The organism is Bacillus sp. z14 (2026) (assembly GCF_058313575.1).
The window spans coordinates 569283-593409 of sequence record NZ_JBZFQK010000002.1 but is presented as its reverse complement, the minus strand read 5'-3'; the positions used below and the strand labels follow the sequence as shown (position 1 = coordinate 593409).

25 protein-coding genes and 1 other annotated feature are annotated in these 24127 nt (G+C 39.8%); all 25 genes read right to left on the bottom strand.

The features are described 5' to 3' along the window. Positions 1-41 precede the first annotated feature (41 nt). The 25 genes from AC4G3O_RS08940 to AC4G3O_RS08820 all read right to left on the bottom strand — a co-directional run bounded on the left by AC4G3O_RS08940 (position 42) and on the right by AC4G3O_RS08820 (position 23805). Positions 42-677: an SdpI family protein gene (locus AC4G3O_RS08940; RefSeq protein ID WP_066100617.1), complete on the bottom strand. Its 636-nt coding sequence runs from the start codon at positions 675-677 to the stop codon at positions 42-44. Positions 678-703: 26 nt separating this feature from the next. After that, positions 704-970: an autorepressor SdpR family transcription factor gene (locus AC4G3O_RS08935; protein ID WP_066100620.1), complete on the bottom strand. Its 267-nt coding sequence runs from the start codon at positions 968-970 to the stop codon at positions 704-706. 311 nt (positions 971-1281) lie between these two features. Then, positions 1282-2028 carry an SDR family NAD(P)-dependent oxidoreductase gene (locus tag AC4G3O_RS08930; protein WP_066100623.1) on the bottom strand — a complete coding sequence of 249 codons (747 nt, stop codon included), beginning with the start codon at positions 2026-2028 and terminating at the stop codon, positions 1282-1284. Between the two features lie 137 nt (positions 2029-2165). Next, on the bottom strand, positions 2166-2516 hold the full coding sequence (locus AC4G3O_RS08925; RefSeq protein ID WP_175354213.1) for a zinc finger domain-containing protein: 351 nt from the start codon (positions 2514-2516) through the stop codon (positions 2166-2168). 7 nt (positions 2517-2523) lie between these two features. Then, positions 2524-3003: a DNA-formamidopyrimidine glycosylase family protein gene (locus tag AC4G3O_RS08920; protein WP_491136077.1), complete on the bottom strand. Its 480-nt coding sequence runs from the start codon at positions 3001-3003 to the stop codon at positions 2524-2526. Positions 3004-3261: 258 nt separating this feature from the next. Then, complete coding sequence (pyrE, locus tag AC4G3O_RS08915) at positions 3262-3891, bottom strand: orotate phosphoribosyltransferase (RefSeq protein WP_139891279.1); 630 nt, start codon at positions 3889-3891, stop codon at positions 3262-3264. Continuing rightward, on the bottom strand, positions 3888-4601 hold the full coding sequence (pyrF, locus tag AC4G3O_RS08910) for an orotidine-5'-phosphate decarboxylase (RefSeq protein ID WP_139891280.1): 714 nt from the start codon (positions 4599-4601) through the stop codon (positions 3888-3890). The genes pyrE and pyrF overlap by 4 nt, the downstream gene beginning before the upstream one ends. Next, positions 4573-5517, bottom strand: coding sequence for a dihydroorotate dehydrogenase (locus AC4G3O_RS08905; protein WP_139891281.1), 945 nt, complete (start codon positions 5515-5517; stop codon positions 4573-4575). The genes pyrF and AC4G3O_RS08905 overlap by 29 nt, the downstream gene beginning before the upstream one ends. After that, complete coding sequence (locus tag AC4G3O_RS08900) at positions 5514-6275, bottom strand: dihydroorotate dehydrogenase electron transfer subunit (protein WP_139891282.1); 762 nt, start codon at positions 6273-6275, stop codon at positions 5514-5516. Before AC4G3O_RS08900 ends, AC4G3O_RS08905 begins: the two co-directional genes overlap by 4 nt. Beyond that, positions 6272-9484 carry a carbamoyl-phosphate synthase large subunit gene (gene carB, locus AC4G3O_RS08895; RefSeq protein ID WP_491136076.1) on the bottom strand — a complete coding sequence of 1071 codons (3213 nt, stop codon included), beginning with the start codon at positions 9482-9484 and terminating at the stop codon, positions 6272-6274. Before carB ends, AC4G3O_RS08900 begins: the two co-directional genes overlap by 4 nt. Continuing rightward, the gene (locus tag AC4G3O_RS08890) at positions 9481-10569 is read right to left on the bottom strand and encodes a carbamoyl phosphate synthase small subunit (protein WP_139891284.1); all 1089 of its coding nucleotides are present in this window, start codon (positions 10567-10569) and stop codon (positions 9481-9483) included. The genes carB and AC4G3O_RS08890 overlap by 4 nt, the downstream gene beginning before the upstream one ends. Continuing rightward, positions 10566-11852 carry a dihydroorotase gene (pyrC, locus tag AC4G3O_RS08885; protein ID WP_491136075.1) on the bottom strand — a complete coding sequence of 429 codons (1287 nt, stop codon included), beginning with the start codon at positions 11850-11852 and terminating at the stop codon, positions 10566-10568. The genes AC4G3O_RS08890 and pyrC overlap by 4 nt, the downstream gene beginning before the upstream one ends. Continuing rightward, entirely contained in the window at positions 11815-12753 is a 939-nt protein-coding gene (locus tag AC4G3O_RS08880) for an aspartate carbamoyltransferase catalytic subunit (RefSeq protein ID WP_139891286.1), read from the bottom strand. The genes pyrC and AC4G3O_RS08880 overlap by 38 nt, the downstream gene beginning before the upstream one ends. A gap of 149 nt (positions 12754-12902) precedes the next feature. Beyond that, positions 12903-14207 carry a uracil permease gene (uraA, locus tag AC4G3O_RS08875; protein ID WP_491136074.1) on the bottom strand — a complete coding sequence of 435 codons (1305 nt, stop codon included), beginning with the start codon at positions 14205-14207 and terminating at the stop codon, positions 12903-12905. Positions 14208-14320: 113 nt separating this feature from the next. After that, a complete protein-coding gene (pyrR, locus tag AC4G3O_RS08870) occupies positions 14321-14860 on the bottom strand; it encodes a bifunctional pyr operon transcriptional regulator/uracil phosphoribosyltransferase PyrR (protein WP_140461240.1) in 540 nt (179 codons plus the stop codon). 182 nt (positions 14861-15042) lie between these two features. Beyond that, positions 15043-15957, bottom strand: a complete 915-nt coding sequence (locus AC4G3O_RS08865; RefSeq protein ID WP_490551838.1) for an RluA family pseudouridine synthase — start codon at positions 15955-15957, stop codon at positions 15043-15045. After that, positions 15950-16423, bottom strand: coding sequence for a signal peptidase II (lspA, locus tag AC4G3O_RS08860; protein WP_490551839.1), 474 nt, complete (start codon positions 16421-16423; stop codon positions 15950-15952). Before lspA ends, AC4G3O_RS08865 begins: the two co-directional genes overlap by 8 nt. A 274-nt stretch (positions 16424-16697) precedes the next feature. Continuing rightward, on the bottom strand, positions 16698-19472 hold the full coding sequence (ileS, locus tag AC4G3O_RS08855; RefSeq protein WP_491136073.1) for an isoleucine--tRNA ligase: 2775 nt from the start codon (positions 19470-19472) through the stop codon (positions 16698-16700). Positions 19473-19541: 69 nt separating this feature from the next. Further along, positions 19542-19776, bottom strand: a binding site (T-box leader). A gap of 59 nt (positions 19777-19835) precedes the next feature. Next, positions 19836-20348 carry a DivIVA domain-containing protein gene (locus tag AC4G3O_RS08850; RefSeq protein ID WP_066100664.1) on the bottom strand — a complete coding sequence of 171 codons (513 nt, stop codon included), beginning with the start codon at positions 20346-20348 and terminating at the stop codon, positions 19836-19838. 86 nt (positions 20349-20434) lie between these two features. Further along, on the bottom strand, positions 20435-21208 hold the full coding sequence (locus AC4G3O_RS08845; RefSeq protein ID WP_148629546.1) for a YlmH family RNA-binding protein: 774 nt from the start codon (positions 21206-21208) through the stop codon (positions 20435-20437). Between the two features lie 59 nt (positions 21209-21267). Next, complete coding sequence (locus tag AC4G3O_RS08840; RefSeq protein ID WP_066100670.1) at positions 21268-21528, bottom strand: YggT family protein; 261 nt, start codon at positions 21526-21528, stop codon at positions 21268-21270. 7 nt (positions 21529-21535) lie between these two features. Next, positions 21536-21979, bottom strand: a complete 444-nt coding sequence (locus AC4G3O_RS08835; RefSeq protein WP_148629545.1) for a cell division protein SepF — start codon at positions 21977-21979, stop codon at positions 21536-21538. Positions 21980-21995: 16 nt separating this feature from the next. Further along, on the bottom strand, positions 21996-22670 hold the full coding sequence (locus AC4G3O_RS08830; protein ID WP_066100674.1) for a YggS family pyridoxal phosphate-dependent enzyme: 675 nt from the start codon (positions 22668-22670) through the stop codon (positions 21996-21998). A 4-nt stretch (positions 22671-22674) separates the two neighbouring features. Continuing rightward, positions 22675-23541 (bottom strand): peptidoglycan editing factor PgeF, encoded by an 867-nt coding sequence (gene pgeF, locus AC4G3O_RS08825; protein WP_491136072.1) that lies wholly within the window; start codon positions 23539-23541, stop codon positions 22675-22677. A 12-nt stretch (positions 23542-23553) separates the two neighbouring features. Next, the gene (locus AC4G3O_RS08820) at positions 23554-23805 is read right to left on the bottom strand and encodes a YlmC/YmxH family sporulation protein (RefSeq protein ID WP_066100677.1); all 252 of its coding nucleotides are present in this window, start codon (positions 23803-23805) and stop codon (positions 23554-23556) included. Positions 23806-24127: the final 322 nt, after the last annotated feature.

Genomic DNA, 24127 nt, shown 5'->3' with positions numbered 1-24127 from the left:
AAAACGCAGCGGACTAAATCTTCCGCTGCGTTTTCATTATATCATTCTTTTGTTATTGCTCTAAATAGAAAATATGAATAGCCTGTTGGCACAATCACTATAATGGCAGTTACACCCATGATCATATAATACTCCCAATCTGCAGGCATGAAAATCGTAAGGAAAATGAGTAGGCCCCCACCCATAAATAACTTGCCGCCTAAACGATGCGTCTTTCTCCAAACTTCATCATTGCTGAGTGTCCAGGGCGTTCGTATACCAACAAAAAAATTAGTTCTTGCTTGCTGAATATAATTTCCAAGAATCATAAATAGCAGACCTACAATAGGCCCAGCCAAACGTTCCATTGGGATATCAATTCCCAGACATATGAGTAATGTAATCATATTGATAACAAAAAACAATGTAATAAGTGCATAATTAATGATCAGATAACCTTTTGAAAAATAATTAAAATTTTTCTTTTTCGGATCAATTTTAGGAATTACCATCATGAGAACATAAGTAAAAATCATAATGGAATGCAAGGTAAAAAAAGCAGCTCCCTTCGATTGAAATCCATCTGCTCCATCTTTACCCCAATGAATCGGCACCTCTGCAGGTAAGGATGGGAAAAAGGCCAGCCAGCTAATGATTGATATGGCAATTAAAGTAATTGGAAAAATATTCCTTTTCATAATTTTCCCCTCTTTCTTTATCTGTTTTAATCTTTTTGGGGCTGAGTAATCCCATATGCCCAACTGATCAGATCCTGCAGAACAGTTGTATTTAAAGAATAATACACATATTGCCCCTTTTTGATATGATGGACTAAGCCTGCGCTTTTCAAGATTTTTAAATGCTGAGATATGCTTGGCTTGGACATATCAAAATGTTCATGTATCTCCCCGGCTGTTAAATCACCATCTTTTAATAAATCAAGAATTTTTCTGCGTGTGGGGTCCGATAAAGCTTTAAAAGTCTCATTCATTTTCAATAACCCCCATAAATATTTGATGATGTATAAGTAATTAAGTAATTACTTAAATAATAAACGGTAAAGATAGCCTTGTAAATAGGTAGCAACCTAAGAATTAAAAAATTTAATTATGAACAGGATCAAAGTATATCCACAGTTATATTAACCTGTTTTGTTATCTTCTTAAATTTCCTCCTTATACACACTTGCTAAAGTGGGGGGAGAAAAAGACTGCCAATAAAAAATATCAGGGATCTTCCCTGATATTTTTTTGAGCCTCTGAAGACGGCCAGTCGGTTGATTTTCACCTGTCCCCGATTGAGCTATCTAGCTAATAGTCCCCCATCCACGACATATTCCGCTCCCGTTATATAGGAGGCGTCGTCCGAGGCTAAAAACAAGACTGGTTTAGAGATTTCTTGTGGGTCTGATAATCGCCCTATCGGAGATGTAGCATACATATCCAGTTGTTCTTGCGTATAGGTTTCTTTTAGCAGTGGGGTTAATACACCCCCTGGACATATCACATTGATTCGAATATTCTTGTCGGCGTATTCTACGGCTGCTGCTTTCGTCAAACCGTTAACCGCATGTTTGGCTGCCGTATACGCCACATTGGGGGTTCCATTGACATGTCTTAATCCTGCGGTAGATGAAATATTCACAATTGAGCCTCCCCCCGCCTCAATCATATGCGGAATTAACGCTTTCATCCCATAGAAGGTTCCATGTTGGTCTATACTTATGATTTTGAGGTAGTCTTCATCTGCCAAATCGGTCAGCGAAGACACAGGGCCAGCATATCCAGCATTATTCACCAAAACCGTAACAGGGCCAAAGGCTTCAACCGCTTGGTTTATGACATGTTTCCAATCGTCTGGATTGGTAACATCGTGTTTCACAAATAGTGTGTTCTCCCCGAGCTCTTTCGATAACGTCCTTCCTTCCGCTTCGAGTATATCCGTAATCACTACTTTAGCTCCTTCTTTGACAAACTCTCTAACGTGTTCAGAACCCATTCCTCGTGATGCACCCGTGATAATTGCCACTTTTCCATCCAGTCTCCCCATGATCTTTCCTCCTTTTTATTCACATTCACACTCACACCTTTACCCAATTTTGGTATTTCCAAGCATTTTCAAGTGGGATTGTCTAACTAAAACGGATGTTCCCTGGATGAATACGATCAAGAAAAAGACAGAATATTTCATTCCGTCTTTGATAACCTCTGACACGCAGGGCAAATGTATGAAGTGGTGCTCCCTGTTTTGATTGATTGAATGGTCTCCCCGCATCTAGGGCAAGGTTCCCCTTTTTTATACGCAATTTGAAAATCACTCGTCAAGTACTCACCGTTATGTCCGTAAAAATCCTTTTCAAGAGAAAAACTCCCCTTGGATAAAGAATGATGCAATTGTTTATGCATATTGTTATAGAGGTTTTTGACCTCTTCTTCCGATAGGTCGGATACTTTCTTCTGAGGATGGATTCCGCTTTCAAACAAGATATCGTGAATATACATATTGCCGATTCCGCCGACGTTTTTTTGATTCAACAAGAAGGATTTAATTCCCGCTTTTTTTCCCGTTAACCAACTGTCTGAAATAGTCATAGGTAAATTCCTTATCGAATGGGGTGAAAGCAATAGCTTTAATTATTTTTTCTTCTTTGATTTCTTGATCATTGGCGATATACACTTTTCCAAACCACCAAAATCGGATGGAAAACCCTGTCCCATCTTGAAATTGGATGAGGAATTGATATTTTTCCTGAACGGGATTGGATGAAATAGGTTCAAAATAAAGCAAATCCCCTCCCATCCCGAGCGAAATTAACATGTTTTCTCCATTCGATAGGGAAACGATGATCCATTTCCCTTTATTTTGAACCGCTTTAACCGTTGATCCTATTACTCGTGATGAAAATACCAACCCCGAAACATTGCAGCACTTTTCCTGCTTTATTTCCACCCGTTCGATTTGTTTGCCCGAGAGAGAGTCATTCATCTGGGTACTTAATTGATAGATTTCGGGTAACTCTGCCATTCTCCATTCCCCCTTTTATGCAAATTTACCTCATCGGAGACTATTCCGAAGAACCGAACGAACAAAAAGGCTGAATATAACCACTCAGTCTTTTTCATTATGATATTTCTTGTTGGCAGCTTGCTGCATACTCTTTCTCTAATTCTAGCAATCGGTCAATCAGATTATATATTTATCAACATCTAAGTTTAACAGACACAAATAAAAAGAGATAAAATCCAACTATTTCAGATTTTATCCCACTGATTCTTTATGTTTTTAGTTAACCCAGCTCTCATCATAAGGGTTTTGCTTCCATTTGCGGAGCTTATTCAGCTCCTCCTTTGTCACGTACTGATGTTCTTCCGCAACTTCGATAAGAGTTGAATAATCGCTTAAGGAGTAGTATGGAACCTCGCTATCAGCAAATGCAATTCTTGCTTTATCCATTTCATATGTAAAGATTGATACAACCCCTAGTACATCACAACCGACTTCACGTAATGCCTTGGCACATGTGATCGAACTTCCTCCTGTTGAAATCAAATCCTCCACGATGACTACTTTATCATTCTTTTCCGCTTTCCCTTCAATTTGATTTCCTTTTCCATGCCCTTTTGAACTGGAACGAACATAAATCATCGGCAAATCTAGCTGTTCACTTACCCAGGCAGCATGCGGAATGCCTGCTGTAGCTGTTCCTGCAATAATCTCAGCTTCAGGAAATTTTTCTTTTATTAATTGAGCTAGGCCTCTCGCTACATCCCGCCGTACCTCCGGGTAAGACATCGTTAATCGATTATCACAATAAATCGGGGATTTGATACCTGATGACCAAGTAAATGGATTGCTTGGCTGTAAGGCTACAGCTTGAATAGATAATAAATGCTCTGCTATTTTTCTTTTCATATCGGTCTCTCCCATTCTTCAACTATCTTATAATAGGCCTCTATTGGATTCTCTGCCGTTGTAATACTTCTTCCCACAACGATAAAATCACTGCCCTGCCTACTAGCCATAAACGGTGTAGCCACCCTTTGTTGGTCTCCTGCTGCATCACTGGCCAGACGAATTCCCGGAGTAACTGTTACGAAATTTCGACCAACCTGATTTTTAATTTGCTGTACTTCATGTACGGAGCAAACTACTCCATCAAGACCTGATTCTTTTGCTAATTGACTATAATGAATGACACTTTCAGCCAGGGTTGTCTGAATGAATTGCTCTCTTTGCATCTGCTCTTCACTTGTGCTTGTCAATTGCGTAACCGCTATACATAGCGGTCTTTTTTCTCCAGGAGGGGTACCCTTTTCAAGACCATCAAGCGCATATTCCATCATCTTTCTTCCGCCTGCTGCATGAACATTAACCATATCGACTCCCAGTCTTGCCACTGTCTCCATTGCTTTTCCAACCGTATTAGGAATATCGTGCAATTTCAAGTCCAAAAAAATGTCATGTCCCAATCCTTTAATTGCAGTGATGATAGAAGGACCTTCTCCGTAATAAAGCTCCATACCTACTTTAACAGCCAATTTTTCCTCATTAAATTTATGTAAAAATCGCAAGGTTAGCTCTCTATTAGGAAAATCAAGTGCGATGACCGGTGTATTCCGCATTCCTATTCCAGCTCCTTCCAACACATTCTGATATATGATCAAACCCGAGTGATAAAATTAGGTCTGGCAGAGCGTCAATAATCTCAGGCATAACAAACGGATTAATAAAATTGGCTGTTCCAACCGCAACCGCACTCGCACCTGCATAAAGGAATTCAATAACATCCTCTGCTGTTTCAATGCCGCCCATGCCAATGATAGGAATCGAAACCTGCGAGCTAACATCATGAATCATTCGAATCGCAACCGGTTTAATGGCCGGCCCTGATAAACCGCCTGTCCGATTAGCTAAAATCGGCTGGGCTGTTTTGAGATCAATACGCATTCCTATTAGTGTATTAATCATCGTCAGTCCATCAGCACCACCATCTTCAACTGCCTTCGCAATGGATACTATATCGCTGACATTCGGAGACAATTTAACATAGACTGGCACTGAAGATACTTCTTTTACCGCTTTAGTTAATTCTTTAGCCACAGACGGATCGGTACCAAATTGAATACCTCCGCATTTTACATTCGGACAGGAAATATTCAGTTCAAGAGCATGCACATTCGGAGCTGTACTGATCCGTTTCGCCGTCTCCACGTAATCCTCCATCATGGTTCCTGCCACATTAGCAATAATCGGTACATCGTACGTATCAAGCCATGGAAGCTCCTCATTCATCACATGCTCCAAGCCAGGGTTTTGAAGTCCAATGGCATTTAGCATCCCTGCATTTGTTTCCGCAACCCTTGGGGTCGGATTTCCAATACGCGGTTCAAGTGTCGTTGATTTAATGATGACGGCACCCAGCTTATCGAGATCATAAAACTGACTGTATTCCATGCCAAAGCCGAAACAACCAGACGCCGGCATAATCGGATTTTTCAACGCTAATCCAGGCAGCTGCATGCTTAATGGATTATTCATATGACGACCTCCTCTGAACGAAATACCGGGCCATCGATACATATCTTCCGGTATCCATTTCCCGGGGTACGGCACACACAGGCAAAGCACGCACCTATTCCGCAGCCCATTCTCTCTTCAAGCGAAATAAACACCTTTTTCCCTTTATATTTATCCTTAACGGCCTTTAGCATTGGTGTTGGCCCACATGTATAGACCACATCAATGTCCATTGGAACTGAAGCATTTGTTACATAGCCTTTTATTCCGTAAGTCCCGTCTTCAGTTGTGATAATGGTCTCCCCAAGCTCAGCAAATTCGTTTTCATAAAAAATATCTGCTGCGGTACGGAGGCCCAAAATATGAATCACAGATACACCTTTAGCCGTTAAATCTCTTGATAGCTGCAATAAAGGTGGTATTCCAATTCCTCCGCCTATCAAAAGCGCTTTTCCTCCCGGGTTCACATCCTCAACCGTAAACCCGTTGCCAAGCGGCCCAAGCACATCGACTTTTTCCCCTGTTTTTTTTTCAGAAAGAATCCTGGTTCCTTTCCCTTCCGCTCTGTAAACGATTGTAAAACGAGATTGCTCAGGGTCAATTTTACATATACTGATTGGCCTGCGCAGCAAAGGATCTATTCCGTTCGATACTTTGATATGTACAAATTGCCCAGGCATTGCCATGGAGGAGACAAGTGTCCCCTCCATAGTCATTTCAAATATATTCGGTGCAATCATTCGATGGCTGACGACGGTCATCATCTCTTTTTGAATCATAAACTGATTGCCTCCTTGGCCGTTTGCATATGGTTCATTTTAGTTGTCGAAAACGTTAGCGATTCCAGTACTGTTAAAATTGCATTGGCCGTATCCAAGGAAGTCATACAAGGAATCCCATTTTCAACCGATTCACGGCGAATTCTAAAACCATCACGTTCAGGCTGTTTTCCTTTGGTTAACGTATTAATCACCAGCTGTGCTTTTCCATTATGAATCATATCCAATAAATTCGGCTCTTCACTGCCAATTTTGCCAACAATTTGGCATGGAATATTCGCTTGATCTAACGCTTGAGCCGTACCCTCGGTAGCGATGATTTGATAACCAATTTCATTGAAACGTTCTGCAAGTAAAACGGCTTCTTCTTTGTCCTTATCCGCAACAGTCAAGAGGACAGTTCCATATTGCTTAATTTGAATTCCTGAAGCAATCAACCCTTTATACAAAGCCTTTTGCAATGTATCGTCTTTTCCCAGTACTTCACCCGTTGATTTCATTTCTGGTCCGAGCGTAATTTCAACCTGGCGAAGCTTTGCAAATGAAAATACTGGTACTTTTACGAACACACCCGCCTTTTCAGGGACAAGGCCATTTTCAAGACCATAATCCTTAAGCTTTTGTCCCAAAATGACCTTAGTGGCCAAATTCGCCATTGGAACATTAGTGATTTTGCTTAAGAACGGTACCGTCCTGCTTGAACGGGGATTAACTTCAATTACAAACACTTCATTATTAGAGACTACATATTGGATATTAAACAGACCAATTATATTCAAACCCTTTGCTAGTTTAATCGTATAATCTATAATTTTTTCTTTCGTATTTTCTGACAGATTCTGTGGAGGGTAGACTGCTATAGAATCACCAGAATGGACTCCAGCACGTTCAATATGCTCCATGATACCCGGAATAACAACTGTTTCACCATCAGAAATTGCATCTACTTCAATTTCTTTCCCTGTTAAATAACGATCGATTAATACAGGATGCTTCGGATTTATCTTCACGGCATTTTTCATATAATGAAGCAAATCCTCCTGATCATCCACGATCTCCATTGCCCTTCCACCAAGAACATAGGACGGTCTTACCAAAATAGGGTATCCAATCTCATCAGCCACTTCGACTGCTTCCTCCACTGACAAGGCTGTTTTCCCTTTAGGCTGCGGGATATTCAGTTCTGTTAAGGCTTGCTCAAACATATCGCGATTTTCAGATCGATCCACATCCTCTAAAGACGTACCCAGTATCTTAACTCCTCTTTCTACAAGGGCTGAGGCAAGATTAATGGCTGTCTGACCGCCAAATTGTACAATAACCCCTTCTGGTTTTTCTAAATCAATGACATTCATCACATCTTCAATCGTTAAGGGCTCAAAATATAGTTTGTCTGAAATGCTAAAATCTGTTGAGACCGTTTCCGGATTGCTGTTTATAATAATCGCTTCATAGCCGGCTTCTTTAATCGCCCAGACAGAATGAACAGTTGCGTAATCAAACTCAACTCCCTGCCCGATTCGAATGGGTCCGGAACCAAGTACAACGACACTCCTCTTTGGCGTTACGATTGATTCATTCTCATCCTCATAAGTGGAGTAAAAATATGGTGTTTCAGATTCAAACTCCGCAGCACAGGTATCGACCATTTTAAATACCGGTTTGATTTGATTGTCCATGCGCCACTGATACACTTCCAATTCAGAGCTTTTCCAAAGCTTTGCTAAGATATAATCAGAGAAACCAAGTTTTTTGGCTATTAATGTATATCTCGGATGGAAGGGGGCTTCTAACAGTTTAGCTTCCATCTCAACAATCTTTGCAAATTTATGCAGAAAGAATAAATCAATCCGAGACCATTCATGGATTAACTGAATCGTTAATCCGCGCTTTAACCCTTCAGCAATATAAAATAGTCGTTCGTCTGTTGCTATTTTAATTTGTTTTTCTATCTCTTCATCTGTGATCATCTCAGCCTTAGGCAGTTCAAAGTGCAAGATTCCAACCTCTAGGGAGCGAATTGCTTTTAATAGAGATTCCTCGAACGTTCTGCCGATTGCCATAACCTCACCAGTTGCTTTCATTTGCGTTCCGAGGGTTCTGTTCCCTTCCTCAAATTTATCAAAAGGCCAGCGTGGTATTTTGGTTACGACATAATCAAGTGCCGGTTCAAAGCTCGCATAAGTTTTTCCGGTTACGGGATTGATCATCTCATCGAGTGTCAAACCAACTGCAATTTTAGCTGCAAGCTTTGCGATAGGATAACCGGTTGCTTTAGAAGCAAGGGCAGACGAACGGCTCACCCTTGGGTTAACCTCGATAATGTAGTAATTGAAGCTATCTGGATCAAGAGCAAGCTGAACATTGCAGCCTCCTTCTATTTTTAAAGAACGTATAATTTTCAACGACGCATTGCGCAATAATTGGTATTCCCGGTCACTCAATGTTTGGCTCGGTGCCACTACAATCGAATCTCCCGTATGTATTCCGACAGGATCGATATTTTCCATGTTACAAACTACGATTGCATTATCATTCGAATCTCTCATGACCTCATATTCAATTTCCTTGAACCCTGCAATGCTTTTTTCCAGCAAGCATTGGGTGACAGGACTGCTCTTGAGACCACCGGCTACAATCTCGCGTAATTCCTCTTCGTTTGAACAGATTCCGCCGCCTGTCCCTCCAAGTGTATAAGCCGGTCGTACAATTACAGGGTATCCTACAGTCTGAATAAAAGCCTCGGCTTCTTCCAGATTATGAATGATCGCACTGTCAGGAACCGGTTCACTCAATTCGTTCATTAAGCTTCGGAATAGATCACGGTCCTCAGCCTGCTCAATTGCCGATAGCTTTGTTCCCAGAATTTCAACACCGCATTCCTTGAGCACTCCAGATTTGGACAGTTCTACAGCCAGATTTAATCCAGTCTGCCCTCCAAGAGTCGGCAATAGAGCATCAGGGCGTTCTTTACGGATAATTTTACTGACAAACTCTAACGTTAATGGCTCAATATAAACCGCATCTGCAATTTCCGTGTCTGTCATAATTGTAGCCGGGTTGGAATTAACCAAGACAACACGATACCCTTCTTCTTTTAATGCCAGACAAGCTTGTGTACCCGCATAATCAAATTCTGCTGCCTGGCCGATTACAATCGGTCCGGATCCAATAACCAGGATGGATTTAATATCTGTACGTTTACTCATTTTACTGCCTCCTTCAGTTTGGATCTCTCAATCATGCTAATGAATTGATCAAATAAATAATTTGCGTCCTCCGGGCCAGGCGATGATTCCGGGTGATATTGGACGGTGAAAGCATCGTAGTATTTATGTCTTAATCCCTCAATCGTTCCGTCATTTAATGCAATATGCGTAACTTCCAAGTCTGTTTGTTCAATAGAGTCATATTTCACTGTGTATCCATGGTTTTGCGAGGTCAGTGCAATTTTGCCTGTTTTTAAATCTTTAACTGGGTGATTGGAACCGCGATGCCCAAATTTCATTTTTTCAGTTTCTGCATTACATGCTAGAGCAAACAACTGGTGCCCAAGACAAATGCCGAACATTGGCACTTTTCCGATAATTTTTCTTATCATTTCAATCGCTTCCGGTACATTTTCAGGGTCTCCCGGTCCATTTGTCAGCATGATACCATCTGGACGAAGTGTCATAATTTCTTCAAAGGTAGTATTATAAGGCACAACGATTACATCACAGCCTCGATTGTTTAATTCTCTTAATATTCCATGCTTCATTCCAAAATCTACTACAACTACCCGATAACCGCGTCCTGGACTCGGATATGCTTTTTTTGTAGATACCTTTTGAACCTGATTACGAGGCAGCACAGTTGCTTTCACTTGATGGAGCATCGTTTCAGCATCTTTAGTTATTGAACAAATCACACCTTTTACTGTACCTCTTTCACGAATCATTCTTGTCAACTTCCGAGTATCAATCCCTGCAATGCCAGGGATATTCTTTATTTTCATATATTCATCAAGAGAAAAATCACTTCTCCAATTCGAAGGAAAATCAGCCACTTCTTTTACAATTAGGCCACTTAGGCTCGGAGCGATTGACTCAAAATCATCCCTATTGATTCCATAGTTACCGATTAAAGGATAAGTCATCGTAATAATTTGACCGCAATAAGAAGGGTCAGATAAAATCTCCTGATAACCGGTCATCCCCGTATTAAATACAACCTCACCAATTTTATCGCTTTCTCCTCCAAATGCTTCGCCAATAAAAATTGTTCCATCTTCTAAAATCAATTGTCTCTTCATTCAGTTAGACTTCCTTTCTGCCAAACTACTTTTCCTTCCACAATCGTCATGACCGGCCATCCTTGACAGCTCAGGCCAGCAAATGGCGTGTTTTTTCCTTTGGAAAGGAAGGTATCAGGATTAATCACTTGTTCTTCTTCTAAATCAAGCAGGACGAGATCCGCAGGCATCCCTATTTCTATTTTTCCGTAGTTAAGTTCAAATGCTTGCGCTGGTTTAATCGTCAAGAAATCAATTAATTGTTTCAGGGTCATCGCTCCCTTTTTTACCAAATATGTATACAACAGCGGAAAGGCTGTTTCTAATCCAACTATGCCAAACGGCGCAAGTCTGATATTTTGTGATTTTTCCTCTACTGAATGGGGAGCATGATCTGTAGCGATAAAATCAATCGTCCCGTCTAACAGGCCTTCTAGCAATGCTTTTTTGTCATCCTCACCTCTTAAAGGCGGATTCATTTTAAAATTAGTATCCAGCTCCTTAATGTCCATTTCGGACAGTAACAAATGATGGGGGGTTACCTCTGCTGTTACATGAATGCGTGCTTTCTTGGCATCACGAACCGTTCTTACAGACTCCTTCGTGCTGATATGACAAACATGATAATGGCAACCTGCTGTCTCAGCCAGTAATACATCCCTAGCAATATGGACCGCTTCACATACTGAAGGGATACCAGGTAATTCATGTTTTCTCGAATAGATTCCTTCATGCACACATCCACTTTGAATTAATGTATTATCCTCACAGTGAGCGACAATGGCCATATTCAGTTTTGCAGCTTTTTTCATAGCTTCAAGCATCATACCAGCTGACTGGATGCCGACGCCGTCATCTGTAAAGGCAAATGCTCCGGATTTTTTCAGAGATTCAAAATCAGTTAATTCCTTTCCAAGCTCCCTGATAGTAATTGAGGCATAGGGCAATACCCTTGTGCTCGCCTTTTCTCTAATTCTATTATTTAACGAACGTAATTGTTCGGCAGTATCCGGAACAGGTCGTGTATTTGGCATAGCAGCTACAGTAGTAAATCCACCTTTTGCAGCAGCCTGTGTCCCTGTTTCAATCGTTTCTTTATGCTCGCCGCCAGGCTCTCTTAAGTGAACATGCAAATCTATAAAACCAGGCGCCAGCAAAAATCCTTTAGCATGAATGATGTTTGCCTGCTGATTGGGCAATTCATCTTGGATATCGGAGATTACTCCGCTCTGAATTAAGATATCTTTGGTGGCCAGTGTTCCATCATCAGTTAAAAATTGCGCACTTTTTATAATTGTATTCATGATTTGCCGCTCCTCCCCTTTGCTCGATACTATTTTTTAAAGCAGCCATTCTCACATATACTCCGTTGGCCATTTGTTTAAATATTCGCGAACGAGCGCATTCAACTAATGAATCATCAATTTCCACACCTCTATTTACTGGCGCAGGATGCATAATTATACAATTACTCCTAAGACGTCTCTCCCTTTCAATCGTCAATCCATAACTGTTCAAATATTCCATTTTTCTCATTGGCATTTCCACTGAATGACGTTCATGCTGGATTCGAAGCAACATAACTACATCTGCGTTTTCGATGGCGTCATCAATTGGTTCATAGGCCACATTGCTTCCTGAGAGATTCGCCCAAGCTTGTGGGCCAGAGAATACAACCTTTGCACCTAATCTGGTCAGTGTTTCCGCATTTGATCGCGCTACGCGGCTATGCCTGATATCTCCTATGATTGCCACTTTTAAACCTCGAAACGTTTGAAATTCCTGTTTAATGGTCATCAAGTCCAATAAACATTGCGTAGGATGATGCCCGCATCCATCACCAGCATTCATTATGGATAAATATACACCACTTTGTATTAAATTTGCAAAATAATTATCTTCTGTATGACGAATTACTACGGTTTCCACTCCAATCGCTTCTAATGTCTTCACTGTATCGGATAGGGTTTCACCTTTTAATACACTTGATGCTTGCACTTCAAAAGGGATTACATCCAACCCAAGCTTTCGCTGTGCCATTTCAAAGCTGATTTTAGTTCGCGTGCTCGCTTCAAAAAATAAATTTGCTACAAAGTGTCTTTTTGCAGGCATCCAGGTTTCCCCATTGGCAAATGCCTCAGCATCTGATAGCAAGCCTGTAATTTCCTCAATCGATAAATCTGTCATCGTAAGCAAATGTTTCACGATCAATCAGCCTCCCATATTCTAAAAAAAACCCTAATTCGTTTTTTACGAATCAGGGTTTTAGTTTATTTAGTCGATTCATCCCAATATCGCATACTGGAATTATCGCACTTAATCTAACCCCTGTATTTTACTTGTTGGATCTACTTTCAACCCTGACTTTCACTGGTTTCCTTACCGGGAAGTACAAGATTTAAGATGACACCTACAATGGCGGCCAATGCCATTCCAGAAATGGAGGCATGATCGGTAATTTTGAGCATTGCACCACCAACACCAATGATTAAAATAACAGAGGATATGACTAAGTTTCTATTTTTAGATAAATCGATTTTGCTGTCGATCAACATCCGTAAACCGCTTGAAGCTATGATGCCGAACAGAAGAATGGACACCCCACCCATCACAGCTGATGGAATGGATTGAATAAGGGCTGAAATTTTTCCAATAAATCCGAACAAGATTGCGAATACCGCTGCTCCGCCTATTACATAAACACTGAATACTCTTGTAAGACCCATAACACCAATATTTTCTCCATAGGTTGTATTCGGAGGACCACCCAGGCAAGATGCAATCATAATGGAAACTCCATCGCCAAATAACGAACGATGTAGACCCGGTTTCTCAACAAAATTGCGTCCAGCAAGTTTACCAAGAACTAATTGATCGCCAATATGTTCTGATATTGGAACGATGGCAATTGGAATCATGATCAGAATAATTTCCCATGTTAAAGCCGGTGTATAGTCTACAAATGGCATCGTGAAGTTTGGAAGCTGGAACCAGGCTGCTTCTTTTACCGGAGTGAAATCTACAATTCCAAAGAAGAGGGCTGTAATATAACCACCAATAATACCGATTAATACTGGAATCAGTGAAAAAAAGTTTTTTAAGACTACACTGCATATGATCGTGATGGCAAGTGTAATTAAGGCAACCGTAATATGTTTTGTGCTGTAAACAAGCACTTCTGCATTCGGATTTTCATACATGGCCATATTGACTGCTGTTGAGGCAAGACCAAGACCAATTACCATAATGACAGGACCAACTACTACAGGCGGTAAAAAATTTAGGATTGTTTTAGTGCCTAGTTTTTTAACTAATAAAGCAACGAGTGCATAAACAAGTCCAATCAAAAAGCCGCCTACTAAAGCAGAGCCAACACCGCTGCTTTCATTTAGTAAAGTAATCGGATAGATAAAGGCAAAGGATGAACCGAGATAGGCTGGTATTTGCCCTTTGGTGATCAGGATGTAAACCAGTGTACCAATACCGCTTGTCAATAGGGCAATTCCCGGATCAAGGCCTGTTAGAATCGGCACAAGAATGGTTGAACCAAACATCGCAAATAAATGCTGCAGGCTTAATATAAACCATTGCTTCGGAGTTGGTTTTTCATTGACATCGTACCTTATATGAGGATTGTTTGCTATTTCTGTAGAAGTCATAATTATTGCCTCCCTGATGAAAGAATTGGTTTCGAAGGGAGATGATTATTTGCATAAGCAAATATCACTTGCTCCCCTTTTCAGCCTCACAGGACTGAATTAAAAAGGTTTATTTATTCAAAAATGGAGACTTGTTCACCGTCATCCATTTCTTTTAATTTGACGACAATCTTTTCATTTTTTGCAGTAGGTATATTCTTGCCTACATAATCAGCTCGGATTGGAAGCTCTCTGTGCCCTCTGTCGATCAGGACAGCTAATTGGATTTGAGCCGGTCTGCCGATATCTATAAGGGCATCCAGAGCCGCTCTCACTGTTCTTCCGGTATATAAAACATCATCAACCAGAATGACTTTTTTATCTTTCAAGCTAAATGGTATATCTGATCCATTTACCTGTGGATCCCCACTTTTTGTCTTTGTGCTTAAATCATCCCGGTACAAGGTAATATCCAGTTCACCAACAGGAATTTCCGCTCCTTCAATTTCATGAATTCTTTGTCCCAGACGTTTGGCTAGAAATATACCACGGGTACGAATACCGATCAACACACAATCACTAATACCCTTATTTTTCTCGATAATTTCATGAGAAATCCTTGTTAACGCTCTTGAGATTGCTTTTTCATCAAGCAATGTTGCTTTCTCTAACATATCATCGACCCTTTCCTAAAAATGAAAAAATCCTTTTGCCGCGTGGGCAAAAGGATATAATAAACCATAGAAAAAAGACATACTTCTTCCATTAGTTTTCACGTACCTTTTCAGCCTCACGGGACTGTATTTAAAGGACCCTATTCAGTTGTATCTATATTACTTTAGGATTGTTATCCTTGTCAACAGTCAATTCTTAAAGTTTCCAAATAATCGACAAAATATGCTGGCAATGGCGCTTCAAATTCCAAATATTCCTCTGTTCTTGGATGGATAAATCCCAGAACTGCTGCATGTAAAGCCTGTCCATTTAAATCAGGAGTTTTTCTTGGTCCATACTTAGGATCACCGGCAAGAGGATAACCAATATATTTCATATGGACACGAATTTGATGAGTACGTCCTGTTTCAAGCTGACATTCAATAAATGTAAAGTCCTTAAATCTTTCCAGTACATGAAAATGTGTAACTGCATGCCTAGAATTTTCGTCCGTTACTGTCATGCTTTGACGATCTCGTTTATCACGGCCTATCGGCGCATCTACCGTTCCTGCATCATGCGGAATGATACCGTGGACAAGTGCCTTATACTTCCGGGTAACTGTTTTTTCAGTTAATTGCTTTACAAGTCTCTCATGCGCATAATCATTTTTAGCGACCATGAGCAATCCTGAAGTATCCTTGTCGATACGGTGGACGATCCCTGGACGCATCACACCATTGATTCCTGATAAATCCTTGCAATGGTACATTAAAGCATTTACAAGTGTACCTGATCCATGTCCTGCTGCCGGATGTACAACCATGCCTTTAGGTTTATTCACAACAATAACATCCGCATCCTCATAATAAATATCAAGAGGAATGTTCTCAGCTACAACATCAAGTTCCTCTGGCTCTGATGGTGTGATTTCAATAGAGTCACCAAGCTGACATTTATAATTTGCCTTTACCTGCTTGTCATTAACCAGAATATTTCCTTCTTTAATCCACTGCTGGACTTGAGAACGTGACCATTCTTCATTTAAAACGGAAAGGACCTTATCAAGCCTTTCACCTTTATGTTCTTCTGTTACGATCAGTCTTTGACTATCCATTCTTTAGCTCCTTAGCTCTTTTTTCCTCCAAAAACATAGCAATCACCAATAATCCAACTCCTATACAAAGAGCAGAATCTGCCACATTAAAGACAGGAAAACTGTATGAGAATATATACGTATGCACAAAATCAACCACTTCATTGCGGAAAATCCGATCAATAAAATTACCAATCGCTCCTCCAAGAATAAGTCCAAGGGATATCCCCGTCAACTTATCGGTACTGAATTTTCTTATGTAAAAGACAATTCCAATAATAACCACGGTTGTTACGATATAAAAAAACCACATTTGTCCCTGAAGAATTCCCCAGGCTGCCCCTCGGTTTCTGTGAGAGGTAATGTATAGAAAGTTATCAATGATTGGTATACTTTCCCCTAAGGTCATATACTTAACGACCAACCATTTCGTAAATTGGTCAATCATGATAATGAGCAACGCAATCAAATAATACATATATAACATAAGCTTGCCCCCTGCCTGCTTAAAATGTACATACTGCCTAACAAATTGTAGCATATCTATCTAACAAATGTTTTAAAACTTTAACAAAAATACAGGCCCTTTCGAATAGATGAAAGGGCCTATAGAAGGAATAGCATCCCAGTATTTTGGAGCAGGTCGGTCTATCACCTCTACTGCCCACACATAAAAGCTCTTCAAATGAGAGTGTACCTCACTTTTCACTGATTGCATAAGCACTCAGGAAATCGGCTCTCTATCATTTTAAAATACTCGATTATCCGAGTTCTGGATATTCGTTAACTACCACTGTGGAGCAGCGTTCACATAAAGTTGGGTGTTTTTCAATTGTACCAACCTCTTCACTGATATTCCAGCAACGTTCACAAGTTTCTCCATCTGCTTTTGTGACTAAAATTGCCGCATGCTCTAACTTAATAGCTTCTTCCGGTGCATCGTAAATGTATCCGGCAACTTCCACTGAAGAAACGATAAATAATTGTTCAAGGCTTTCTTCAATGCTTTCAAGCAAATCTTTTGTTTCTTCACTTACATACAATGCTACTTTCGCATTTAATGATTTACCAATTACTTTTGAATTTCTTGCTTCTTCAAGCGCTTTAAGGACATCATCACGTAAATTCATGAACAAATCCCATTTCGCTTTAACAGCTGTACTATTTGGATAATTTTCAACCGACGGCATATCTGTTAATTGTACGCTCTCTGCATCAGCATCATCGATAAAAGTCCAAACTTCATCAGCTGTATGCGGCAGAATAGGAGCAATCAATTTAACTAGCTTCATAACGCATTCATGCAGTACAGTTTGAATTGCACGGCGGCCATCACTGTTTTCCGCATCGCAGTATAGAATATCCTTTGCATAATCCAGATAGAAGGAACTTAAATCCTGTGTACAGAAATTATTGATACCATTATAGATATCAGCAAATTCATAATTGTCATAGGATTGTTTTACCTGATCAACCAAATCATTTAACTTAATGAGCATATATTGGTCCACTTCACGAAGATTTTCGTAAGAAACCGCATCATGCTCTGCGTTAAATCCGCTCAGGTTTCCAAGCAGGAATCTGAATGTGTTACGAATTTTACGATATACTTCGGATACTTGTTTCAGAATATTATCAGAAACACGTACATCAGCCTGGTAATCGACACTCGCAACCCAAAGACGCAGAATATCTGCACCCATTTGATTAATAACTTTTAATGGGTCAATTGTGTTTCCTAGGGATTTACTCATTTTACGGCCTTCTCCATCAAGTGTAAATCCGTGGCTTAATACTTCCTTGTAAGGAGCTTTACCAGTAACAGCAACTGACGTTATCAAAGAGGAATTAAACCATCCACGATATTGGTCTGAACCCTCGAGGTAAAGGTCAGCTGGTCTTCTCAAATCTTCTCTTGCTTCAAGAACTGATTGATGGGAGGAGCCAGAGTCAAACCATACGTCCATAATATCTGTTTCTTTCGTAAATAAGCCATTAGGGCTGCCTTCATGTGTAAAGCCTTCTGGGAGAAGATCTTTTGCGTCTTTCTCAAACCAAACAGTGGAACCGTATTGTCGGAATAAATCGGATACATGCTTAATCGTTTCATCCGTAATGATTGCTTCACCATTTTCTGCATAAAACACCGGAATCGGTACGCCCCATGCACGCTGACGGGAAATACACCAGTCTCCACGATCACGAATCATGTTAAATAATCTCGTTTCACCCCATGCAGGTACCCATTTAGTTTCTTTGATCTGCTGCAATAGGTCTTCACGGATATCATCAACTGAAGCAAACCATTGGTCAGTTGCACGGAAAATTGTTGGCTTTTTCGTTCTCCAATCATGCGGATAAGAGTGTGTAATGAAATCAAGTTTTAACAGAGCACCGACTTCCTCGAGTTTATCCGTGATTTCTTTGTTTGCTTTATCATAGAATAATCCTTCAAATCCAGGAGCATCAGAAGTCATATGGCCTTTTCCATCCACTGGGCAGAGTACTCCAAGATTATATTTCTGACCTACGATAAAGTCATCTTCACCATGTCCTGGCGCAGTATGAACACAACCTGTACCTGCATCAGTGGTTACATGCTCTCCTAAAATAACAAGTGAGTCACGGTCATACAATGGATGTTTAGTGACTACATATTCCAGTTCAGCACCTTTAACAGTCTTCTCAACTTCAGCATTCTCCCATCCAAGTGTTTCTTTAACGGAAGGCAATAATGTTTCAGCCACAATATATTTTGTACCATCCACATTCACAAGTACATAATCAAGGCGTGGGTGAACAGCAATTCCAAGGTTAGCTGGAATGGTCCAAGGTGTCGTTGTCCAAATAATGAACTTCGCTCCCTCTTCCACTACTCCTTTGCCGTCCTTCACATCAAATGCAACAAAGATAGATGCTGATTTCTTGTCGTGGTATTCGATTTCCGCTTCAGCTAGTGCAGATTCACTGGAAGGAGACCAATAAACCGGTTTTAATCCTTTATAGATATAGCCTTTTTTCGCCATATCACCGAAAACTTTGATTTGCTCAGCTTCATATTCAGGTTTCAGTGTGATGTATGGATTTTTCCAGTCTCCTCTTACACCTAAACGTTTAAATTGAGTGCGCTGCTGATCAATTTGTGTATAAGCATATTCCTCACAAAGTTTACGGAATTCAGCGATTGTCATTTCCTTACGATTTACTTTTTTGTTTTTAGTTAGAGCTGTTTCAATTGGTAAACCATGAGTATCCCAACCTGGTACATATGGCGCATTATAACCATTCATTGATTTAAAGCGAACAATAAAATCCTTTAAGATTTTATTCATTGCATGCCCGATATGAATGTTTCCATTCGCATAAGGAGGTCCGTCATGCAGCACAAATTTAGGAAGGTCCTTCGTGCGCTCCTGTACTAATTTGTAAATATTTTTTTCTTCCCAACCTGCTTGAACTTCCGGTTCTCTTTTTGGTAAATTCCCACGCATTGGAAATTCTGTTTTAGGCATCAATAATGTGTCTTTAAATTCCATTCCATTCACTCCTTAAACTTCGGTTAAACTATTTTCATAAATAAATACAAAAAAGCCTTTTCATCCCGGTAAAGGGACGAAAAGGCTATATTTCCGCGGTACCACCCTTTTAGAATATTGCCTGACAATATTCCTCTTGGTATTCGTAACGTGAATGACTCGCCACTATTTACTGCCAGCCAAGCTGGGTTCAAAAGCAGACTCAGGGATGATCTTCCATCCAGATTCTTTTACCGGACTCCCACCTTCCCCGGCTCGCTACAAAAAGTATAATCTGATGTACTGTTCCCGTCTTCGTTTTATCATTTTTTGAATAGATTTGTTAAAATATTATATTCAATAACTTACGATAAAGTCAAGACCTTACATTTCTTCTTCATTCAGGTCGATATCAAATTCAGTGGCATCCACGTCATATTTAAGAAGTTTATCCCAATCTTCACTGTTTAATAAATCAAGCTGGGCTTCAACAAGCATTTTAAAACGCATTCTGAATACTTTAGATTGCTTTTTAAGGTCTTCAATTTCAATAGCAATTTTTCTTGCTTTAGATAATGCCTCATTGACAATTCGGTCAGCATTTTTTTCTGCTTCCTTCATAATCAATTTAGCCTCTTTTTGAGAATTTCGTTTGACATCTTCTCCGGCTTCCTGAGCAATGACGATTGATTTATTCAACGTTTCCTCAATGTTGGAGAAATGCTCAAGGCGTTGTTCCAACTCTTCCACTTTAGCTTCAAGATCTTTCTTATCTCGAAGGACCAACTCGTAATCTTTAATTATTTGGTCAAGAAACTCATTTACTTCATCTTCATCGTAACCGCGGAATCCTCTGCCGAATTCCTTGTTATGTATGTCTAGCGGTGATAATGGCATAGACTGCACCTCCGAATACTGATTCTTCTCTTAATTATTATACTATGCTTTCGACAGTAATGGTGATATTCCTTCTAAATTCCTGATTATTTTTGTATACCACACTTTATTTTCCATTTATCTTTCTTTGTTTTTCCTTCAATGGAAAATATCTTCATTCTCCCTATCCCACGAGTGGATAACACATCACTTTCTCTGATTTCATATGATGGATTATCGACTTGTTTCCAGTTTACCTTAACACGCCCCTGCTGTACGAGTGTTTGGCTCTTTTGCCTCGAAATATTGGCGATAGCCGACAATATCGTATCAATTCTCATGGAGGAAACTGTCACTTGGCATTCCTTCCATTGTTCCGTAACAGTCATGGCCTGATCAGCAGGTATTTCCTGAAACTTTACACCCGCATTGCCCATTTTAGATATATTCATCTCCAGATAGGATGCTACATCTTTTGCAACAACGAATTGTACTCGCTCGCCTTCAATCCATATATCACCAAATTTTTCTCTCTTTAAGCCAACAGACATTAACGTGCCAAGAATCTGCCTGTGTTTCAGTGTCGTAAATTTTGCAGAATAAAACAATTCATAAATGGTCAGTTCGTAATCCTCGATTTGCGGTTCATAATAGTCCGGATAGAGGAGCGCTCTTTGCCGCTCGGCCGCTTCGCTTCCTCCAAAAAAGGAAACAAGTACATCTCCATTTGTACCAATTAGCATCCTTACAATCTCTGATTCTCTGGGGTCAAGAAAATCTGTCAGTTTAGGGGCATATTGCTCCTGCACTTGATCAATCCATCCAAGCACCTGATCGATAAATTCTCTTTCTTCCTGACGAAAATGCTGATAAATATCCATTTACATCCTCCAGCTAAAATATAAAAGCTCCCTGTTTTGAAAGGGAGCTAACATTCTTCTTAAAAAATGCCTGCCAACGCGGAGATTCCTACTCGTGCCATATTTAACACAAGAATCGCTATAATTGGAGAAATATCAATCATGCCGAGCGAAGGTACAATTCTCCTGAATGGTTCCAAAAACGGCTCACATATGCGTGCTAAAAACATTCCAATTCCTGTATCCCTTGCATTTGGAAACCACGACATTAATATGTAAATAATTAAGGCCCAGGAATATATATCTACTGCTTTATAAAGTATATAAAAAACTATATCCATTATTTACTTACCACCTTATATCCTCCAGTTCATCTTCTTGAGCATATCCAGAGATGGAACCTGAAACATCAACATTATCAGGGGTACATAAGAATATATTTGACCCGATACGCTGAATATCCCCACCTATTGCATAGACTGTCCCACTTAAAAAGTCAACAATTCTTCTAGCCTGGTCTGGTGAAATCCTTTGTAAATTCACAACAACCCCACGGCGATTTTTTAAATGGTCGGCAATCTCCTGAGCATCTGCATACGCTCTTGGCTCCAGCAATACTAACTTAGAAGATTTCTGTATGCTTTGAAGACTCACTATATTTTGTTGTTTTTGCTGCTGATCATGTTTATTCACTTTTGCCGGAATTTTTTCTTCTTCAACATATTGTTCCTCATACTCATATTCTTCATCCTCGAGTGCAAAGAACGTTTTCATTTTTGATACGATAGACATCATTTACACCTCTCTTTTATTCATTCCCTACCAAGGCAGTTCCGATTCTAACCATGGTTGCACCCTCTTCAATGGCGATTTCATAGTCATTAGACATACCCATTGAGAGTTCTGTGCATGGGGCATTGGGCAACTTCATATTTTGTATCACTACTTGCAATTCTTTGAGTTTACGGAAACAAGTACGTATTTCTTCTTCATCATCTGTGAAAGGAGCCATCGTCATAAGTCCCATTACCCTAATTTTTTCAAATTCAGCAAGCTGTTGTACAAACTCAATTGCAACCTGAGGCTGTATTCCATGTTTAGTATCTTCTCCGCTTACATTTATCTGAACAAAACAGTCAATCGGGCGAGTGGCTCTCTTTTCTATTTCTTCAGCCAATGATAAGCGATCAAGAGAATGTAGAACGTCCACACGATTTATGATCGTTTTTACCTTTCTCGTTTGAAGCGAACCGATAAAATGCCAAACTGGTCGTTCTTTTATACCCTCTTGCTTGGCTATTAATCCTTCCGGGCGGTTTTCACCAAAGTTTTTAATTCCGGCTTTATAGGCTTCTAGAGCACGTTTTGTTGAAACATATTTTGTAACAGCAATTATTTGTATATCTTGTGGATTACGACCTGCACGTTTTGCAGCACTCTCGATTTTTTCATGAATGATTTGCAGGTTTTCCGTCACTTCCAATATCCTACTCCTCCTTCCAGCCGATTAACCCCAACATTCGACCAGTTTTCCCCTCATCACGTCGGTGAGAAAAAAAGTAAGAATCATCACAACTTGTACAAAAACCAGTTGTCATAATATTCTCTGGTAAAATACCGGCTTTCTGAAGAATTAAAGCATTCGCCAGCTTTAAATCAAGCTGATATTGATTCTCCGTAATTTGATTATAAGCGGTTTTTGTCTGTTCTTCTAGTATAACCTCTAAATAGTTAATTACTTTTTTGTCGACCGTATAACAGTTTTGGCAAATAGATGGCCCTATTGCAGCATATATCTCTTCAGGCTGAACACCTTCATCCTGTCTCCAGATATCAATCATAGATGAACCTATGCCAGCAACCGTCCCCTTCCAGCCTGCATGTACAATCCCAATCAAATGATGGTTAGGCGCCATAAAATATACGGGTACACAATCTGCAAAACAAAGCGTCAATAATATTCCGCTTTCTTTTGTATATAAACCATCCGTTGCTTTTAATGCTGTTTTATAATCTATAGCACCAAGCCCGGCATGACTTTTGTCAATTTTCAAAATAGACGCTTCATGCGTCTGCTCAGCTCCAACCCATCTTTCAACAGGAAAATGGAGCTGGTCAGCTAGAATACGCCTGTTTTCTATTACTTTTCCATCTAAATCAAAGACGTGAAAAGCTGTATTCATCGACTGAAACGGAAAATCGCTGATGCCTCCGTTCTTCGTAGTAAATCCCGCCAATAAATTCGGATGCCAATCCTTCCAACCTTTTATCGACATAAATGATTCGGAAAACTGAACAAATGGTTCCAAGCTAATACCCCTCGATTTTTCTTTCATTTTATCATAATCCCGCATAATTTTCTTCTTCTATTCATTAAAACTTCCGTATCCCTTGTATTCCACAAGAATCACATCTTCTCCAATCATTTTAATTTTATACCACGGAATGACAGTGTCTTCCTCTTTATTTAAAAACGAAAGCATTTTACTGTTTGCTACCGTTATACTTTCTATTTTCCCAGTACTTAGATTAATTTCAATATCTTCAACATTGCCCAATCGTTTTCCATCGAATGTATTTACGATATCTTTGACTTGTAACTCAGAAATTTTAATCATACTCTATCTCCTCCACTCGGGATCTGTAGTTACAGGCATTATATGAATGGAAAGAACAATAAAGAACTTCTCTCTCTGGCACGCCCTCCTATCCATCAAATCTTGAACGTTATAAAAAAAGGATTTAGTTTCTTTCATATCTGGCTATCTACAAAACCATAAAATCTTTAATAACAGATGCAGGTGATGCAAGAATTTTGAGTTCCTTTTTTTACATAAGGATTGGAGGCCCAGCTATAATAAATAGGCTTAAATATAAATAAAAACTATCCTGCAAACGAGGATAGCTTAAGGGCAATACATATTTAATTATAAGTTCATT

Coding starts and splice junctions, on each gene's coding strand:
- uraA (WP_491136074.1), bottom strand. CDS start 14,207: ATGACTTCTACAGAAATAGCAAACAATCCTCATATAAGGTACGATGTC.
- AC4G3O_RS08865 (WP_490551838.1), bottom strand. CDS start 15,957: ATGGATAGTCAAAGACTGATCGTAACAGAAGAACATAAAGGTGAAAGG.
- AC4G3O_RS08890 (WP_139891284.1), bottom strand. CDS start 10,569: ATGAAGAGACAATTGATTTTAGAAGATGGAACAATTTTTATTGGCGAA.
- ileS (WP_491136073.1), bottom strand. CDS start 19,472: ATGGAATTTAAAGACACATTATTGATGCCTAAAACAGAATTTCCAATG.
- pyrC (WP_491136075.1), bottom strand. CDS start 11,852: ATGAATACAATTATAAAAAGTGCGCAATTTTTAACTGATGATGGAACA.
- pyrF (WP_139891280.1), bottom strand. CDS start 4,601: ATGCGGAATACACCGGTCATCGCACTTGATTTTCCTAATAGAGAGCTA.
- AC4G3O_RS08850 (WP_066100664.1), bottom strand. CDS start 20,348: ATGCCATTATCACCGCTAGACATACATAACAAGGAATTCGGCAGAGGA.
- pyrE (WP_139891279.1), bottom strand. CDS start 3,891: ATGAAAAGAAAAATAGCAGAGCATTTATTATCTATTCAAGCTGTAGCC.
- AC4G3O_RS08840 (WP_066100670.1), bottom strand. CDS start 21,528: ATGGATATAGTTTTTTATATACTTTATAAAGCAGTAGATATATATTCC.
- lspA (WP_490551839.1), bottom strand. CDS start 16,423: ATGTTATATATGTATTATTTGATTGCGTTGCTCATTATCATGATTGAC.
- AC4G3O_RS08845 (WP_148629546.1), bottom strand. CDS start 21,208: ATGGATATTTATCAGCATTTTCGTCAGGAAGAAAGAGAATTTATCGAT.
- pgeF (WP_491136072.1), bottom strand. CDS start 23,541: ATGCGGGATTATGATAAAATGAAAGAAAAATCGAGGGGTATTAGCTTG.
- AC4G3O_RS08835 (WP_148629545.1), bottom strand. CDS start 21,979: ATGTCTATCGTATCAAAAATGAAAACGTTCTTTGCACTCGAGGATGAA.
- AC4G3O_RS08920 (WP_491136077.1), bottom strand. CDS start 3,003: ATGGCAGAGTTACCCGAAATCTATCAATTAAGTACCCAGATGAATGAC.
- carB (WP_491136076.1), bottom strand. CDS start 9,484: ATGAGTAAACGTACAGATATTAAATCCATCCTGGTTATTGGATCCGGA.
- AC4G3O_RS08930 (WP_066100623.1), bottom strand. CDS start 2,028: ATGGGGAGACTGGATGGAAAAGTGGCAATTATCACGGGTGCATCACGA.
- AC4G3O_RS08900 (WP_139891282.1), bottom strand. CDS start 6,275: ATGATTCAAAAAGAGATGATGACCGTCGTCAGCCATCGAATGATTGCA.
- AC4G3O_RS08820 (WP_066100677.1), bottom strand. CDS start 23,805: ATGATTAAAATTTCTGAGTTACAAGTCAAAGATATCGTAAATACATTC.
- pyrR (WP_140461240.1), bottom strand. CDS start 14,860: ATGTTAGAGAAAGCAACATTGCTTGATGAAAAAGCAATCTCAAGAGCG.
- AC4G3O_RS08940 (WP_066100617.1), bottom strand. CDS start 677: ATGAAAAGGAATATTTTTCCAATTACTTTAATTGCCATATCAATCATT.
- AC4G3O_RS08935 (WP_066100620.1), bottom strand. CDS start 970: ATGAATGAGACTTTTAAAGCTTTATCGGACCCCACACGCAGAAAAATT.
- AC4G3O_RS08905 (WP_139891281.1), bottom strand. CDS start 5,517: ATGAATAATCCATTAAGCATGCAGCTGCCTGGATTAGCGTTGAAAAAT.